This is a genomic window from Agrobacterium sp. ST15.13.015, from assembly GCF_027871645.1.
Lineage (GTDB): Bacteria > Pseudomonadota > Alphaproteobacteria > Rhizobiales > Rhizobiaceae > Agrobacterium > Agrobacterium leguminum.
This window is the reverse complement of record NZ_JAQAHF010000007.1, coordinates 110,332-126,610: the sequence shown is the minus strand read 5'-3', so window position 1 is coordinate 126,610 and position 16,279 is coordinate 110,332. Positions and strand designations below refer to the sequence as shown.

Below are 16,279 nucleotides of genomic sequence, written 5' to 3'. Positions count from 1 at the left end.
GAGGATTATTTGCCGCCCGTCGATGCAATGCCGGTGGCGATGTATTTTTGCAGGAACATGAAGACCAGCGCGATCGGGGCGAGTGTCAGCACCGTCATGGCCAGAAGATTGCTCCATTCCGTCGTCATCTCACCCTGGAAGGAGTTGAGCGCCAGCTGCAGGGTGAAGTTGTCGTTGCGGGTCAGCACGATCAGCGGCCAGAGGAAGTCGTTCCAGCGCCACATGATCGCAAGGATCGCAAGAACGGCAAGCGCCGGGGCCGAAAGCGGCAGGATGATGCGCCAGTAGATTTTCCACTCGCTCGCCTTGTCCATACGCGCCGCATCGAGGATTTCATCCGGGATCGTCAGCATATATTGCCGCAGCAGGAAGACGCCCGTGGGTGTCGCAGCACCAGGAATGATGACGCCCCAGAGACTGTTGATCATGCCGAGCTGGCTGGTGATGAGAAACAGCGGCACGAGCACGACGGTCTGCGGGATCATCAGCGTGCCGACAACCAGCGCCAGCACCGCACCCCTGCCCTGGAACTGATATTTCGAGAGCGCGAAGGCAGCCATGGAATTGACGATCAGCATGATGATGGTGGAGGTCACCGTGATGAAGGTCGAGTTCCAGAAATAGAGCGGGAAATTGAAGCGCTGGAAAAGCTCGGTGTAGTTTTCCGTCGCCAGCGCCACCTTTTCTGCCGGCTTCAGTTCGTTGAACGGCATCTTCAGGATTTCGGTTGGCTTGGCCGGGTCAACCACCTGGGCCACGAGGCCGATGCGGCGGACCATGCCAAACTTGCGGCCATCCTTGTCGACATAGGCCGGCAGCGGCGCTGCCTGCCCATCCACCACCACGGTTTCCTGGCTATAGGGCAGAAGGCGCGGCGGAAAGCGTTGAAGGTCGGCCTCAGTCTTGAACGATGAGAGCACCAGCCAGACGACGGGACCGAACATCATCAGCACGGCCACGCCGAGATAGGCGTAGGACAGCCAATCGGTCCAGTGCAGCTTGCCGTTACGGCCGCGGGTACGGGTCAGAAATGCGCCAATCCTAGCCATCGACCTTGCTCCTGTTTGCCCGGAATTGCAGGGCGGTCAGCACCACGAGCACCACGGCGAGCAGCAGCGAAGCGGCAGCCGCAAGGCCGAAATTGCGGGGCGTCCCGGCAAAGCCGGTCTGATAGATGAACTGAATGATGAAGGTCGTCGCCGAACCGGGGCCGCCACCCGTGAAGGCAAAGACTTCATCGAAGGTCTGTACGCCCTTGATGAGCGAGAGGACGAGAACGACGAGCATGGTGGGCGCCAGCAGCGGCAGCGTGATGCGCCGGAAGATGCGCCAAGGGCTTGCCTTGTCGAGCTGCGCCGCCTCATAGACATCACGCGGGATCGCCTGCAGGCCGGCCAGAAGAATGAGCGTGTAAAAGCCCATATGCGCCCAGACCGACAGGAAGACCGACCAGCCGAAGGCAAGATTGGCTTCGAGCAACCAGTCCACCGAGCCGAGGCCCAGCCCCTCCATCGCCGCATTGAGAACGCCGAAACGCTGGAGAATCCACTTCCAGATCAAGGCCACAACGACGGGCGACAGCAGCACGGGGAAGAAGAAGACGGCCCGGAAGAACCCGCGCGCCCGGATATCGCGGTTGAGCACGATGGCCGTGATCAGCGAGAAGCCGACCATGAATCCAACCTGCAGCACCACGAAGAAAACCGTGTTCCAGACGGAGCGCCAGAACAGGTCACGCTGACAGGAATTGGGGTCGAGGTAGTTCTGACAGGAAAGAAGGACCGAGAAATTTTCGCCGCCCACGGCAGGGCGTTCGGAAAGCAATATGTGTTCGCTGCCTGTCACGGAATAGGCCATGTTCAGCAGGATCGGCAGGAAGGCGAAGACCGCAAACAGGATCAGGTTGGGCGTCAGAAACACCCATGCAATCCGCCTGTGGCCAAGAACCTTCTGCAGGAAGGAAAAAGGCAGTTCGACGATGCCCATGACGGGCGCAAGAAATTTATACATGAGGGTCCTCCTTCGATCCGGCGCGGCGCAGTATGCCCGCGCCGGAAGGCGATGGATCACTTCGCCTGTTTCAACGCTTCCTCGAGGTCCGTCTTCGCGCGGGCCATGGCCTCATCAACGGTGCTTTCACCGACGATGGCCTGCGTGATGCGCTGGACGGAGATGTTGAACATGGCGCGATTGTTCTTGTAGCCCTGGTAGGCATAGGCAATCGGGCTGAGGCCGGGGATCTGGTCCAGCCAGGCGTTCATGGCCTTCTGCGTCGCAGGCGTCGCACCGGTATAGGTCACGCCCTTGTCGGCAACGGCCTTATGGGCCGGAACGTTGCGGGTGCGAACGGTGAAGTCGAGATAATTCTCGTCCTGAGCCATGAAGTTCAGGATATCGGCAACGATCTTCGGGTTTTTGGTCTGCTTGAAGCCGACGATGCCGGTACCACCAGGCATGCCGGTGCAGGCTGCGCCACCGCAGGGCTGCGGCACGACTTCCCAGTCGAACGCATCGCCGACCTGGCTGTCGAAACGCGCGGTCTGCCAGCTGCCCGAGTAATAATAGACCAGCTGCCCGTTGATGAATTCCTGCGCGGCGTCACGATAGGTATTGCCGCCCTGCCCGGCCCATACGTCACGCGCCATGGTGCCGTCCTTGTTCCATTCCACGAATTTCTTCACGAAGGTCGTGAAACCTTCATCAACCAGAATAGGCTTACCATCGGCGTCGAAAATCTTCGCGCCATAGGAAATGGCCGGGCCGGCAATGCGGTGGCCGGAACGGTCGATGGCCATCGGGTAAGGCGTGCCGGTTGCCTTGGCGACGGCATTGGCGGCCTTCGCCCAGTCGTCCAGCGTCGCATCCTTGCCGGGAACGGCGACATTGGCCTGATCGAACAAAGTGCGGTTGATGAAGGCGCCGGTGATGGTCAGCTGGGTATGCATGCCGTAGATGCCCTTGTCGTCAGGGCCGCTGCGATACCATTTCAGCACGTTGGAGAAATTGTCTTCCCAATATTTCGCGTCCACATAGGGCGTGAGATCGAGATAATAGCGGTTGAGGCCGCCAAGGTCGGTCACGGTTGCGAAATCCGGGCCGCTGCCGCCGGCAAGCTGCACGGGCAGGCCTTCCAGCAGCGCCTTGTAGGGCACGACGTCGGTGACAATCTTCACGTCCGGATGCTGCTTTTCGTAACGCGCGAGAATGTCTTTCAGAATTTCGCAGCCGTTGCCGTCATAAGCGCAGGTGAAGCGCACTTCCTCAGCCGCCTGAGCGGCGCCTGCAAAGGACGCCGCGCCAATGGCGAGCGCCAATGCCATGCTGTATTTACCGATCATCTCTTTTCCTCCCTTAGATGATTATGCGTTGGCGGATGCGCGCGGAGCCCAGCCCTTGATCCATTCGCCTTCTGCGGCGTCGGACAGGCGGACCGGCTTTCCTTCCCGCACCGAGCGATAAATGGCGGTGACAAGTTCGATGGACTGCAAGCCATCGTTCACAGTCACTTCCTTGCCGCCGCGTCCTTCCATCGCGTCAGCAATGGCTTCGACAAAACCGGCAAAGCCGTTTTCGCCATCGCCGACCGTCGCCAGAACGGCGTCGATCTGGTCCTGCGTGGTCGGTGCACGGGCGATGAAACGCCATGTGTCTTCGGCCGGGCGATAGGGCAGCGTGCCGCTCTCGGCGGTGAAGCCTTCGAAGCAGAAGCGGAGTCGGGACGTATCTTCGGCGGCACCGAGCGTCACCGAGCTCGTCGCCAGCGCACCGCTTTTCATGCGGAAGCTGAGCGCCGCGCAGTCTTCGGTTTCGATCGTGTTGACGCGCGTATCGGCCATGGCGAACACTTCGTCGACCGGGCCGAGAACGTGGCAGAGAAGATCATGGGCGTGGATGGCATGGCCAAGGATTGCGCCGCCGCATTCACCCTTCCAGGTCCCGCGCCAGGGAATGTCGTAATAGCTGGCGCCACGGTTCCAGTGAACTTCCGAACTTGCAACAAAGGCCTTCCCCGCAAGGCCGGCATCGATGAGCGCGCGAAGCTGCCGCATCGCATGTCCGAAACGGTACTGGAAGACGGGAAACACGCCACGGCCGGTCTTTTTGACGGAGTCGATGAGCGCATTTGCCTCTTCAAGCGAGCGGACCAGCGGCTTTTCGCAGACCAAATCCTTGCCCGCCGCATGCGCCTTCAGCGTCACGGGGAAATGCAGGTGCGGCGGCAGGCAGACGTCGATGAGCTGAATGCTCTCATCGGCCAGAATCTCATCGAGATCGGTCGTCAGACGGATAGAGGTATCCTCACCCGCCACGGAGCGGGCGCGCTCCAGATCGAGGTCGCAGATCGCCTTGACGGAGAAGCGCTCCGGCAACGCCTGATAACCCTTCAGATGCAGGGCGCCGATGCCGGCACCAACGATTGCGACGCCAATCATGCCTTTGCTCCTTCGGCCTTGGCCTGCGCCTGCAGCGACAGGTCACATACCTTGAACACATGCTCCTGCGTCATCGCCGTTTCGGTGCGGTTGCGGATGTCGTCGCACAGCCGGCCGAAATAGGGCAGGCCGGCACCGGAGGCGTCAATATATTCGCAGCGGTCCCCATTCACGAGAATGAGACGGTCGGTGCCTTCCTTGTTGCCGACATCGACATATTTGCGCAGTTCGATGTAACCCTCGGTGCCGAGGATCGTGAGGCGGCCGTCGCCCCAGGTCGGCAGCGCATCGGGCGTGTACCAGTCGACGCGGATATAGCCGTGGCCTTTGTCGCCGCGCAGCACCACTTCGCCGAAATCCTGCAGGCCCGGATCGCGCGGGTTGGCATAATTGGCAACGGTGGCAGCCACGATCTCCACTTCGGTCGAACCGGTGAAGAACATGAACTGGTCGATCTGGTGGCTGGCGATATCGGTGATGATGCCGCCGTAAGCTTCACGCTCGAAGAACCACTTCGGGCGGATCTGGCGGTTCAGACGGTGCGGGCCGAGACCGACGGTCTGGATCACACGGCCGATCGCACCCTGCGCAACGAGTTCGGCGGCCTTGGTCACGCTCGGAACTTCAAAACGCTCGGAGAAATCGACAGTCCAGATGCGCTTGGTCTTCGCCACCGTCTGGCGAAGGCGATCGAGCTGTTCGAAGGTGGTGCAGCCCGGCTTGTCGGACATGACGTCCTTGCCGGCTTCCATGGCGGCGATGGCAAGATCGGCGCGCTTGGAGGGAATATCGGCGATCAGCACGAGATCGATGCTGCCATCGGCCAGCAGAGCTTCCTTCGAGGTCGCGCGCGGCACATCCGGGAAGCGCTTGACGAAGCCTTCCACCACGTCTGGCTCGCCTTCGGTCCACCAGCCGGCGAATTCTGCGCCGGCATCCAGCATGTTCTGGGCCATGCCGAAAATGTGCCGGTGCTCTATGCCGAGAGCGACGAACTTGATTGCTTTAGTCATCCTGAAGTTCCACTTCCTTGCCGGTGTCGGCCGAGTTGATGATCGCGTCGATCAATCTGTGAGACAAAAGAGCCGCTTCGCCGGTGACGACCGGGGCGCGCCCTGAGGAGATGGCGTCTGCGAAATCTTCGAAGACGCCCTGATGCCATTCATGCGTGAAAGCCATGGGGTCGGCGCCGCCACCTGTGCCGGATGCCGCGCCGCCAAAGGTCTCCTGCCGGCCATCGCGCCAGTCGACATGCAAAACGCCCGAGGCGAGCCGCAGGCTGGCACTGTCGAAATGCAGGACAATCGATTCCGGAGCGCCGGGGAAACTTGCGGTGCTTGCGACCAGCGAGCCGACAGCGCCATTCTTGAAGCGCAAGCCGGCCGCGACGTAATCCTCGGTTTCCATGCGATGAAACCGCGTCGTCGCCGCCATGGCCTGAACGCGCGAGACCGGCCCTGTAAGGCTCAGCGCCAGATCGATGGTGTGGATTGCCTGGGAGATCAGAACACCGCCGCCGTCGCGCGCCAGGGTGCCGCGGCCGGGTTCGTCATAATAGGATTGCGCGCGCCACCACGGCACGGAAATTTCGCAGAGACCGAGCGCTCCGAGCGTCCCGCCATCCACAAGCTCGCGGGCTTTTTGCGATGCAGCCCGCATGCGGTGCTGGAAGATGATGCCAAGCGTGACGCCGGCCTCACGACATAGGGCGACAAGGCCGCCGGCTTCCTGCGTATTACGAGCGACAGGCTTTTCCATAAGAATGTGTTTGCCCGCCTTCGCGAGCTGTCCGACGATATCGATGCGGGCATTCGGCGGCGTTGCGATGATGGCGAAATCGACATCCGCATCGCGTGCGGCTTCCTCGACCGAGGAATAAACGACGACCTCATATCCGACGTGTTTCGACGCTTCGGCAGCCAGCGCCCTGGCGCGGCCGGAGCCGCCATCGACCAAACCCTTCAGACGAATTTTTTCCGGACTTGCCGCACAGGCGAGCACATGCGTCTTCGCCACCATTCCGGCGCCAACGATGACGCAGGTCTTGATATTTTGCATTTCGGGAGCCTCCTTCCCAATAAGCGATCATTTGCATACCGGTATGCCGGTTGTCAACACACTTGTGTTCCGGTATACCGGTTATGAAAACGCTGGAGGGTATATGCCGAAAATTCCCGTAACAGGTGGCACCGTGCCGACAATGGAACGACTGGACCTTAACCGTCCGGTCGTGGACCAGATCTATTCCGCGCTGAAATCGGCCATCCTTTCCCGGGAACTTTTTCCCGGCCAGGCGGTTTCGGAGAACGAGATCGGCCAGTTGTTCAATTCCAGCCGCACGCCGGTGCGCGAAGCGCTGAGCCGCCTGCGGGATGACGGCCTGATCGTCACCCTGCCAAGCCGTGGCACCTATGTCTCCAGATTATCGGAAAAGCACATTCGCAGCGCGCAATTCATCCGCGAGGCGCTAGAGGTCGCTGCGGTTTGCAGGCTATGCCAGATCGGCATAACGGCGGAGGCCGAGCAGGAGATCGAACACGCCCTCACCGGCCAGCGCGCAGCCATGCATCGCGGAGACAGAAAGGCTTTTCGCGTGCATGACGACCAGTTCCATAGCGCGCTTGCCGCCGCGACGGGGCTTGAGAGGCTGGAGACGCTGTTGATCCGCGAAAAGGCAGGGCTGGACCGCCTGCGCGCGCTCGCCATCACCGACGAGGCGCATATGGCGCGGCTGCTCTCCGAACACGAGGCGGTTTACGATGCGATCAAGGCCGGGGACGAAGCCCGTGCGACCGATGGTTTGCGCACGCACCTGAGACGCGTTCTCGGCATTCTTTCGCAGGTTTTCGAGAACCACCAGGACTATTTCGAATAATTCTGCGCCATCATCTTTAACGGTTCGAGCATCATGAATACGGCAAATCCTGAAAAAGCGCTCGCCATGTCGCAGGCGAAACTTCTGTGCGACACGATGAGCACGCTTGCGGAATCCCCCGTTTGGGATGAGCGGCGACAGGTGCTTTTCTGGTGCGATATACTCGGCAAGGCGGTGCGGTGCGCAGCGCTTGAGCCCGGCCTTTATCGCGAATGGGCGTTTCCCCATACGGTCTCGAGTCTCGGTCTCTGTCGGAACGGCGACCTCATCGTCGCCTGCGGCATGGATATCGTCATCCTCGATCCGGAGAGCGGCGAAACACGCCTTCTCCACTCCCTGCCGTCACCGGACGGCATTCCCTGCCGGCTGAATGACGGACGGATCGGCCCCGACGGCGCCTTCTGGGTGGGAACCATGCACAATGTGCCACTCGCGGACATGGAGCCCCATGGTGAACTTTGGCGGATCACCGAAAAAAACGCCGAGCGCATGCAGACCGGCCTGACATGCCCGAACGGCCTCGCCTTTTCCCCGGACGGCTCCATCATGTGGCAGAGCGATTCCGTCCAGAAATGGATACGCCGGCGAAAATTCGACAGCAGAAACGGCACATTCGATGAGGGCGTGCTGGTGGCCCGGATGACGGAAGAGACGGGAAGACCCGATGGCGGCTGCCTCGACAGCAGCGGCACCTATTACAGCGCAGGCGTTTCCGCTGGCTTGTTGAACGTTTTCACATCCGATGGCAAGCATGCGGAGGTGCTCGCAGCGCCCGTCCCGCACCCCACCATGCCGTGCTTCGGAGGCCCTGATTTCAGCATCCTTTTCCTGACGTCACACCGCCACAACATGTCCGAAGACCGGCTGGCGAAAGCACCATTTTCGGGCGGCGTCTGGGCGATCCCGACAAAGACGAAAGGCTTTGCCGCCTTCCGTTTTGGCGAAGGTGGATAGAGCCCGGAAACCGGGCTCAGCTCCTACTCCTCACGAAAGGCGCGGCTGATCTGGTCGGTCAACGGCTTGGCGATATAGGACAGCGCGGTCCTTTCGCTGGTCTGAATGAACGCCTCGGCCGGCATGCCCGGCACCAGCGGCGCATTGTTCAGCTTCTGCCGCTCGGAGACCGGCACGGAAATCCGCGCCAGATAATAGGAGAGACCGCTGCGCTGATCGGTGGTGATATCCGCCGCGATGCGGCTGACATGGCCTTCCAGTTCCGGCGTGACACGCTGGTTGAAGGCGGTCATGCGCAGCATGGCCTTTTGCCCCACCTGAAGCTGATCGATATCCTTCGGCACGATCTGTACCTCCAGCGCCAGCTCGTCTCCGTCAGGCACGATGAGCATGATCGGATCCGCCGGCGTCACCACGCCGCCCACCGTGTGCACGGCCATTTCATGCACCATGCCGGATTGCGGCGCAACGATATCGATGCGCTTCAGCTCGTCTTCGGCGGCAACCTTGCGCTCGACGAATTCGCCCATCTGCGCCTGTATTTCCCGCAGCTCCCGCCCGACCTCGGTGCGCAATTCCTGATCGATCTGCAGGATTTGCAGTCTGGTTTCGGTGATACGCCCTGCCGTCTGCGCCTGATAGGCGATTTTTTCGCCGCGCTCGCCGCCGAATGTCGCGGCCTGCGTCTGCAGGCTGTTCAGCCTCTGCACCGAGACGATACCCTGTTCGCGCAGGGATTTCTGCGAGGTGATTTCAGCCTCCAGCACGGCAAGGCCGTTGTCATAGGCGACTTCCTGCGCCTTCAGCCCTTCGATCTCATGTTCGAACTGGGTGATGCGTTCGGAAAGCTGTGCTTTGCGCCCTTCGCGATAGGATTTGCGGAATTCGAACAGCTTGGTCTCGCTGCGCATGGCGGAGGCGACATCGGCATCGTCTTTTCGCGCCATCAACGCCTGCGGAAAAACGAGCTCCGGCAGATCGTCGCGCTCGGCCTCCAGCCTTGCCATGCGCGCATTCAGCTCATCCAGACGCTTGGTCACGATGGCGAGATTGGCGCGGGTCTGGGTCGCATCAAGGCGCATGACCACATCGCCGGCCTTCACCCTGTCGCCCTCATTCACCAAAATTTCGCCAACGACACCGCCGCTCGGGTGCTGCACCTTCTTGCTGTAGGAATCCACAACCAGATGGCCGGAGGCGACAACCGCGCCGGCGAGATTGGTCGTCGCAGCCCATCCGCCGACGCCGGCCAGCAGCGCTACACCCGCAGCAAGGCCGGCAAAAAGATGTTTGCGGATGGAGCGGGACACATGGCTGCGCTGATCAATGTTTGACATCCGCATCTCCTTCCTGGCTGTTCTCTTCACGGACGTCTTCCAGCACCAACGCCTGGGGCTGGGTATTGGCGACGACGCGCAGCGGTGAGATCGTCTGGGCGGATGCGGTAAATCCCTTGGCCGCCTGCGCCTGCGGAACGCGCAGTACCTTCGACAGGACCTCGTCGCGCGGGCCGAAGGCCTTCATCCTGCCCTCTTCCATCATCAAAATGAAATCGACAGCACCGATGGCGCTCGGCCGGTGGGCAACGACGACGGCAATGCCGCCCCGCGCCTTGACCGAGGAAATCGCCTTGACCACGGCGGCTTCGCCTTCCGCATCGAGATTGGCGTTGGGTTCGTCCAGCACGACGATGAAGGGATCGCCGTACAGCGCGCGGGCAAGGCCGATGCGCTGGCGCTGTCCGGCGGAAAGCGCCGAACCCGCCTCGCCTATATCGCTGTCATAACCCTTTTCGAAACGCAGAATCAGTTCATGCGCACCCGCAGCCCTGGCCGCCGCGATGATGGCGTCAGGATCGGGATTATCCTCGAAACGGGAGATATTTTCACCGATCGTGCCGTCGAACAGCTCCACGCCCTGCGGCAGATAGCCGATATGGCGGCCCAGCGCCTCACGCTCCCACTGCTCGAAACTTGCACCGTCCAGCCGTACCTTGCCGGCCGCCGGCATCCACGCGCCGGTGAGAATGCGCGCGAGCGTGGATTTACCCGAACCGGAGGGACCGATGACGCCGAGCGCGTTTCCAGCGGTTACGATGAAGCCAAGGCCGGTGACGGTCGGTTTTCTTTCTCCCGGCGGAACGATGGTGACGTTTTCGATCCGCAGTTCCTTTTCAGGCTTCGGCAGGGCCGTAGCGGCGGCATTGGCCGGCATCTGCGCAAAAAGCTCCCTCAGCCGTGCCCAGCTCTGCCGGGCGGCCACGAAGGACTTCCAGTTGGAAATGGCGAGATCGACGGGCGCGAGCGCCCGGCCCATCATGATCGAACTGGCGATCATCACGCCGCCGGAGGCCTCCTGATTGATGACGAGCCACGCGCCGACCGCCAGAATGGCCGATTGCAGCACGACCCGCAAAGACTTCGCAATATTGCCGAGACCGCCGGCCACATCGCCCGCCTTGCGATTGGCGGCGAGATAGGCCTCGTTGGAATTTTGCCAGCGTTTTCCGAGCCGGCCGCCAAGCCCCATGGCCTGCACGACTTCAGCATTGCGGCGCGAGGTCTCCAGCTGCCGGTTGCGGGCCATATTCTCGACCATGGTGTCGCGGATCGGCTTCTGCGAGAAGATGTTGGTGAGGATCGTAAGGGAGACAAGCAATATAGCGCCGGCAAGCGCCGTCACGCCGATCCAGAAATGAAACAGAAAACATATGCCGAGATAAAGCGGCATCCACGGCAGATCGAAAAAGGCGGTCGGCCCCGTGCCGGAGAGAAAACCGCGCACATTATCGAGATCGCGCAGCGGCTGGAGACCGTCGCCCGGCATGCGGTTGACGAGCGGCAGGCGCACCACCGCATCATGCACCCTGCCGGAATAACGCATGTCGAAATCTTCACCGATGCGGATCAGAACGCGGGCGCGGATGATATCGAGCAGGCACTGGAAGCCGTAAAGGCCAAGCGCGAGAATGGCGAGCCCGACCAGCGTCGACAGGCTGCCGCTTGCCAGGACCCGGTCATAAACCTGCAGCATGAAGAGCGGCGACGTGAGCGCGAGTATATTGACCACGCCGCTGACGAGCGCAACGCCGAGAAATGTGCTTTTAAGGGGCGAAACAACCGCCGCAGTGAGGGACTGCGGCGGCGTCTGCTGGTGGTTTTGAAAGCCCACAGCCTGATTTTCCTTTACGCGGCAAGCGCCGATGCGCTGGCGAAAATGAAGTCCGATGCGTCGAGCACATTTGCATCGACGCCATTCAGTGTGACGGAGACGGACGTGTCTGTGGCAGAAAGGATAACGGCATTTCCATTATCGTTATACCACAACAAATCGTCCACCGAAGTTGCCCCCCAGGCGGAAACGTCAAGCGTATCCGTGCCATCCTGGTAGCCGTAGGTGCCGGTCGGGCCAGTCGCCACAACGTCGTTGCCGCCGGAGAATACGAAGGTGTCTGCGCCGGCAAAGCCGGTCAGGGTGTTGGAGGCAGCCGTATCCTCGATGACCGTGCCAGTGGCCGCGAAGTAATCATAAAAACCGGCAAGCGAACCGAAGCGGGCGAGCTGATAAACGGCAAGATCGAGAAGATCGCGGGCACCGGCAAGCGAGTAGGCGCTGTCGGGATCGATCAGCAGTTCCTGCTGGCTGACGGCGATGCCGCTGGTGGACTGGCTGTAGCCGGTGCCCAGAACGATGCTGTCGACCGAACCCGTCAGGTTGCCCTGGGAGTACTGCAGAGCGCCGCTCATGACGATGCCCTTGCCGCCGGTGCTGCCATCGCCCCACGCCTCATAGGTCGTGTTCGGATCGATGGTGGTGGTGGCGAGAGAGCTGGTCTGAGCGTCGTAGAACGCACCATATGTCGAACCGAAACCGCTCGTCCAACCGTTGAGGTAGCCGATCAGATCGGAGGAAGACTGCGTCAGTTGAATTGTGGTAGCCATAGGTGTACTCCTTTGCTGGCCAATATCGATACCTTCGTCCTGTGGCGAAGGCGTTTCATCTCCGGGACGGGCTGCAACCCAGCCCGGAGAATTTCTTCCACGGTTCAGAACTTCACGTTCATCGTCGCGATAAAGGTGCGGCCCGGCGCCGTGTAAGCGCTGGCTGCCGGGATGTATTTGCGGTCCGTCAGGTTGTTAACGGCGAAGCGAAGCGTGGCCTTGTCGTTGAAGGCATAGGAACCGTAGAGATCCACCGTCGTGTAGGGATCGGTCACCTCACGCAGATTGCCTTCCGTATCCAGCGTGCGCGACTGTGTCGGCGTAACGTGGTTGAGCCTTGCGCCCAGCGAGAATTTTTCATCGAAGAAACGCATGCCGCCATCGAGCGTCAGCTTCACCTTGGGCGCGACGTCGCCCGGCCAGGCAACGATTTCGCCCGTTGTGGTGGTCGTGCCGTTGGAAAAAACCTGCGTCTTTTCAGGCCATTCTGTTTTCAGAAAGGTTGCCGAACCGCCGATCCAGAAACTGCGGGCATCGTAATTGCCCTCGAATTCAAGCCCGCGCATATAGGTCGTGCCGTCCAGATTGACGAAGCTGGTATAGGTGCGGTCGAGCAACTGATCCGTAACGAGATAACCGAGCGCGATATAGTCCTTCACCTCGCGGCGAAAGGCAGCCATTTTGATGCGAATGGAGTCGTCGTCCAGCAGCACGCCGTCGAAGCTCATATTCGCGCCGACTTCGTAGGTCGTCGCCTTTTCGGCACGCAGGGCCTGGTTCGGAGCGTATTCGTATCCAGCGCTGTCGCCCGGACGCGCTCCAGCGAAAAATGCTTCGAGAATTGTCGGCGGACGCAAGCTCTGGGAATAGCTCACATAGGGGCGGAACCAGTCGACGGGTTTCAGCTCGATGGTGGCGGAGGGCAGCCAGGCGCTATAGGTGCGATCGATATCGACATTGTGCTCAGGGTACTCGGTGACCGGCGTATTGGTGGTTGTACCGGTGCCCGGCATGCAGTTGGCCGAGGTTGTGGGCCAGACGCGCGCAAGATAGAGGGCATAACGCGCCGCCCAGCTGGGGTTAGCGGGGGCAAAGACCTGATTGAAATAATCGAGAGCCGTATAGTGATTGCGGATCGCATCGCAGGGTACGGTCGTGGTCACCATGTAATCGCGAACGCTATAATAGGTCGCCGATCCCTTGAGACGCGACCAGTCGTAACGCACGCCGCCACTCAGCGTGATCCAATCGGCCGGCTCAAGCTCACCATTCAGGAACAGGCTGGCGACATCGCGCCGCCCGGCAGGGCTGAATGACGTGTAGCTGCTGGCGAAAGAGGGATTTTCCGCGATTTTGGCGCTCGTCGCGACGGATGTGGCAATGTCCCGGAAAGCTTCGGCCCCATAGTTCAGACTGAGCGCACCCGCCACCGTGTCAAAGCGGCTGGTATTTTCCATGCTGCCGCCGAAGCTGCGCAGACCCATATCGAGGTTCGTTTCCACCGCATATTTGCGCGCCGCCCGCAGTTCATGCGTCATATTATCGTTCAGCCACAGCGACGACTTGAAGTCGATGAGTTCGCTCTCCGGATCCCAGTCCAGCTTCGCGACGACGCTGTCGTTTCGCACGCTTTCCCGGTCGATCACCTCAGATGCGCCCTGAACGAAGTCATTCTCCTGATGCATCCAGGAAAGCGAGGCCTTGACGTCGCCGAAATCGCCTTCGCCCTTGAAAAAGGTCGACCAACCGTCGCGGCCGAGCAAATCCTTCATTGTGAGCGCGGTGCTGCGGGCCTCGCCTTTTGTGCCGACCTTGTATTCATCCATGATCGTGCGGCTGTAGCCGGCGACGAAGGAGAGAGGACCATCCGGCGAGCGAACGGCGCCGAGAACCGAGCCCTGAAAATCATAACCATTGGTGCCGCGGGAAATATTCACTTCCCCGCCCTTGTTTTCACCCTCTGCAATCAGGTCGTCGGCGCTGACGGTTCGGAACTCGACCTTGCCGCCCAGAGAGCCGGCATTGCCTGAGCGCGCATTGGTTATTTTCTCGATCTCGACGGCACGGATGAAAGCGACATCGACATAACCCTGCCCGGCGCTTGCGGTGTAGCTGGTGGCGCCGCCAAATGCCGCACCACGCTGCGCATTCTGCCGCGCCCCGTCGATGGAGACGACCACGCGGCCGCTTTCCTGCAAACCGCGCACATTGGGCGAAACGGTCGGGAAGCTGCCATTGCCCTCGCCGGCATAAACACCGGAAACCCGATTGAAAACATCGCGCGTGTTGCGCACGCCTGCCGACTGGATCGCCTCACGGCCGACCACGCTGACACTGGCGGGCGTCTCATAAACCCAGTCAGGCGTCCCCTGATAACCGGAACCGGCAATGGAGTTGCGCCCGGTCTTGCCGGTCAGGGTAATGGTTTCCAGAACCGTCGTACCCTCCGCCGCGGAAAGATCGACGGTCGATTGCCCCGTGCCGATGACGACGGTTCTGCCATTGCCGGCGATACGGAAATTGACGCCCGTTCCCGCCAGCAACCGCGACAGCGCCTCCCGCGCCGTGAAACTGCCGGTGACGGCATTGGTGCGCACATTTCCGGCCGCCGGCGTGGCAAGCGTGACCTGAAGGCCGGATTGCCGCCCGAAAGCACCCACGACCGATGACAGCGACTGGGCGGGAATATTGAACGGCCGCGTCGCCCCCTGCTCGCCGCCTGGACGCTGGGAATTGGCGGTGTTAGCTCCGGTCTGGGCCAGAAGGGGCGTCGCGAATGAAACGGCGACCGCCGTTGTCGCCAGCAGCATGGCCCTGCGAGCCTGCTTTGCTGCTTTTTCCCCTGAACCGGTCTTGCATGTCTGGAGGCGCATATTGCTTCTGTCTTCCTGTCTTTCGCTCCGGATATATCTTGACCGGATTACTCAACAAAAAGACGATTGCCTCGTCGATTTTTTTCAGGCTTTTAGAAGAAATTTTATAAGCTTCTGAAAATAAATATGATTTTTTGTTGCGGACTGTTTCAGAAGCGGGTGATGATGCGCGCGCCGCCGCCAATCGCATGCACCTTGCCCTTGTAGGGTTCGACCAGGGCCTCCAGCGCGCGATCCGGGTCGCGCAGATCGTAAAAGCCCGTCACCCTCTGCTCGGCAAGCCGCTTGTCGGCCATGGTCAGCCATGCCGGATGGTAGCGCTGGATCTGCTCCACGACCGAGCCTATCGTCGCATCGACCACATAGAGTTCGCCGTTGCGCCAGCCGCCAATATCCTCGACGGAAACAGTCTCTTTGCGGATTGCGCCCGAAGCGTCGACAATCAGCATCTCGCCCGGCACCAGCCGCGTTGGCGGCGCATTGCGGAAAGACGCCTCCACGGAACCGTGCGCCAGCGCCACCTGGGTTACGCCATCCGTCAGGTCGACGTCGAAAGCCGTGCCCAGCACCTGAACGGTCACGTTTTTTGCCTCCACGACGAAGGGACGCGTTTTATCCGGCACGACGTCGAAAAAGGCTTCCCCCTTCAGCACCGTCACATTGCGGCGGCCATTCGTGAAATCCGTTGACAGCGCGCTCGCGGCGGCAAGCTGCACTTTGCTACCGTCTTCGAGGATGATCGTGCGGCTTTCGGCGGTTGTGGTCTGATAGTCCGCCTCCAGACGAACGAAAAATGCCGGAACGAACAGTACCGCAAGACAGAGGGACGCCGCCGCCACAGCCGCGCCGGCATAATGCCGCACGGACCAGCGCCGCCGCTGCGGCTTTATCGCGGCCTTGCCGGGCAGATGCGGTGCATCTTCCCAGAGGTTCTTGAATTCCGGCTCTACCAGGCCGAGATTGCGCCACGTCTTGCATGTCCGTTCCCAGGCGAGACGGTTTGCCGGCGCTGCCGCCAGCCATTGCTCGAATTCCGCCTTCAGCCGCGGCTCCGCCGAGCCAAACTGCAAGCGCAGCAGCCAGTCGGCCGCCTCCTCCGCCTTACCGGTCGGCAATTCAATTTTTTTCTCTGGATCAATGGTCATTGAACCGGGCCAGTTCCTTTGCGGGGCGGAGGAGAAGCGTCGTCTTCTGCATTGCTAT

At 61.0% G+C, this 16,279-nt stretch carries 14 protein-coding genes; 2 read left to right on the top strand and 12 right to left on the bottom strand.

The annotated features are described in order from the left end of the window. Positions 1-5: 5 nt before the first annotated feature. From PIB16_RS13005 to PIB16_RS12980, 6 genes are read right to left on the bottom strand one after another with little or no spacing between them, the layout of a single operon-like run. Complete coding sequence (locus PIB16_RS13005) at positions 6-1,049, bottom strand: carbohydrate ABC transporter permease (RefSeq protein WP_271045707.1); 1,044 nt, start codon at positions 1,047-1,049, stop codon at positions 6-8. Further along, positions 1,042-2,010, bottom strand: a complete 969-nt coding sequence (locus tag PIB16_RS13000; protein WP_174000175.1) for a carbohydrate ABC transporter permease — start codon at positions 2,008-2,010, stop codon at positions 1,042-1,044. Before PIB16_RS13000 ends, PIB16_RS13005 begins: the two co-directional genes overlap by 8 nt. A gap of 56 nt (positions 2,011-2,066) precedes the next feature. Next, the gene (locus PIB16_RS12995) at positions 2,067-3,338 is read right to left on the bottom strand and encodes an ABC transporter substrate-binding protein (RefSeq protein WP_125145766.1); all 1,272 of its coding nucleotides are present in this window, start codon (positions 3,336-3,338) and stop codon (positions 2,067-2,069) included. 21 nt (positions 3,339-3,359) lie between these two features. Further along, positions 3,360-4,433, bottom strand: a complete 1,074-nt coding sequence (locus PIB16_RS12990; protein WP_271045706.1) for a Gfo/Idh/MocA family protein — start codon at positions 4,431-4,433, stop codon at positions 3,360-3,362. Beyond that, positions 4,430-5,446: a Gfo/Idh/MocA family protein gene (locus PIB16_RS12985; protein WP_065657216.1), complete on the bottom strand. Its 1,017-nt coding sequence runs from the start codon at positions 5,444-5,446 to the stop codon at positions 4,430-4,432. The genes PIB16_RS12990 and PIB16_RS12985 overlap by 4 nt, the downstream gene beginning before the upstream one ends. Continuing rightward, positions 5,439-6,491 (bottom strand): Gfo/Idh/MocA family protein, encoded by a 1,053-nt coding sequence (locus PIB16_RS12980; protein ID WP_271045705.1) that lies wholly within the window; start codon positions 6,489-6,491, stop codon positions 5,439-5,441. Before PIB16_RS12980 ends, PIB16_RS12985 begins: the two co-directional genes overlap by 8 nt. Before the next feature lie 103 nt (positions 6,492-6,594). On the opposite strand from PIB16_RS12980, the gene PIB16_RS12975 reads away from it, so the two are divergent. Together PIB16_RS12975 and PIB16_RS12970 are read left to right on the top strand one after the other, a co-directional pair. Further along, positions 6,595-7,308, top strand: a complete 714-nt coding sequence (locus PIB16_RS12975; protein WP_220318499.1) for a GntR family transcriptional regulator — start codon at positions 6,595-6,597, stop codon at positions 7,306-7,308. A gap of 33 nt (positions 7,309-7,341) precedes the next feature. After that, the gene (locus tag PIB16_RS12970) at positions 7,342-8,262 is read left to right on the top strand and encodes an SMP-30/gluconolactonase/LRE family protein (RefSeq protein WP_271045704.1); all 921 of its coding nucleotides are present in this window, start codon (positions 7,342-7,344) and stop codon (positions 8,260-8,262) included. A 23-nt stretch (positions 8,263-8,285) separates the two neighbouring features. Here the strand turns inward: PIB16_RS12970 and PIB16_RS12965 are convergent, their stop codons facing one another. The 6 genes from PIB16_RS12965 to PIB16_RS12940 form a co-directional block, all read right to left on the bottom strand. Then, a complete protein-coding gene (locus PIB16_RS12965) occupies positions 8,286-9,599 on the bottom strand; it encodes an HlyD family type I secretion periplasmic adaptor subunit (RefSeq protein ID WP_174045272.1) in 1,314 nt (437 codons plus the stop codon). Beyond that, a complete protein-coding gene (locus PIB16_RS12960) occupies positions 9,586-11,433 on the bottom strand; it encodes a type I secretion system permease/ATPase (RefSeq protein WP_271045703.1) in 1,848 nt (615 codons plus the stop codon). The genes PIB16_RS12965 and PIB16_RS12960 overlap by 14 nt, the downstream gene beginning before the upstream one ends. Positions 11,434-11,447: 14 nt before the next feature. Further along, on the bottom strand, positions 11,448-12,203 hold the full coding sequence (locus tag PIB16_RS12955) for a hypothetical protein (RefSeq protein WP_078052495.1): 756 nt from the start codon (positions 12,201-12,203) through the stop codon (positions 11,448-11,450). A gap of 104 nt (positions 12,204-12,307) precedes the next feature. Beyond that, positions 12,308-15,013 (bottom strand): TonB-dependent receptor, encoded by a 2,706-nt coding sequence (locus tag PIB16_RS12950; protein ID WP_271045702.1) that lies wholly within the window; start codon positions 15,011-15,013, stop codon positions 12,308-12,310. Continuing rightward, the gene (locus PIB16_RS12945) at positions 14,946-15,266 is read right to left on the bottom strand and encodes a hypothetical protein (protein WP_233282677.1); all 321 of its coding nucleotides are present in this window, start codon (positions 15,264-15,266) and stop codon (positions 14,946-14,948) included. Before PIB16_RS12945 ends, PIB16_RS12950 begins: the two co-directional genes overlap by 68 nt. After that, positions 15,226-16,221, bottom strand: coding sequence for a FecR family protein (locus PIB16_RS12940; protein WP_271045701.1), 996 nt, complete (start codon positions 16,219-16,221; stop codon positions 15,226-15,228). Before PIB16_RS12940 ends, PIB16_RS12945 begins: the two co-directional genes overlap by 41 nt. Between the last annotated feature and the right edge of the window lie 58 nt (positions 16,222-16,279).

Bases quoted from the DNA above. Each gene is read 5' to 3' on its own strand.
- PIB16_RS12995 (WP_125145766.1), bottom strand. From the start codon at position 3,338: ATGATCGGTAAATACAGCATGGCATTGGCGCTCGCCATTGGCGCGGCG.
- PIB16_RS12945 (WP_233282677.1), bottom strand. From the start codon at position 15,266: ATGCGATTGGCGGCGGCGCGCGCATCATCACCCGCTTCTGAAACAGTC.
- PIB16_RS12975 (WP_220318499.1), top strand. From the start codon at position 6,595: ATGCCGAAAATTCCCGTAACAGGTGGCACCGTGCCGACAATGGAACGA.
- PIB16_RS12985 (WP_065657216.1), bottom strand. From the start codon at position 5,446: ATGACTAAAGCAATCAAGTTCGTCGCTCTCGGCATAGAGCACCGGCAC.
- PIB16_RS12965 (WP_174045272.1), bottom strand. From the start codon at position 9,599: ATGTCAAACATTGATCAGCGCAGCCATGTGTCCCGCTCCATCCGCAAA.
- PIB16_RS12990 (WP_271045706.1), bottom strand. From the start codon at position 4,433: ATGATTGGCGTCGCAATCGTTGGTGCCGGCATCGGCGCCCTGCATCTG.
- PIB16_RS12980 (WP_271045705.1), bottom strand. From the start codon at position 6,491: ATGCAAAATATCAAGACCTGCGTCATCGTTGGCGCCGGAATGGTGGCG.
- PIB16_RS13005 (WP_271045707.1), bottom strand. From the start codon at position 1,049: ATGGCTAGGATTGGCGCATTTCTGACCCGTACCCGCGGCCGTAACGGC.
- PIB16_RS12950 (WP_271045702.1), bottom strand. From the start codon at position 15,013: ATGCTGCTGGCGACAACGGCGGTCGCCGTTTCATTCGCGACGCCCCTT.
- PIB16_RS12955 (WP_078052495.1), bottom strand. From the start codon at position 12,203: ATGGCTACCACAATTCAACTGACGCAGTCTTCCTCCGATCTGATCGGC.
- PIB16_RS13000 (WP_174000175.1), bottom strand. From the start codon at position 2,010: ATGTATAAATTTCTTGCGCCCGTCATGGGCATCGTCGAACTGCCTTTT.
- PIB16_RS12940 (WP_271045701.1), bottom strand. From the start codon at position 16,221: ATGACCATTGATCCAGAGAAAAAAATTGAATTGCCGACCGGTAAGGCG.
- PIB16_RS12970 (WP_271045704.1), top strand. From the start codon at position 7,342: ATGAATACGGCAAATCCTGAAAAAGCGCTCGCCATGTCGCAGGCGAAA.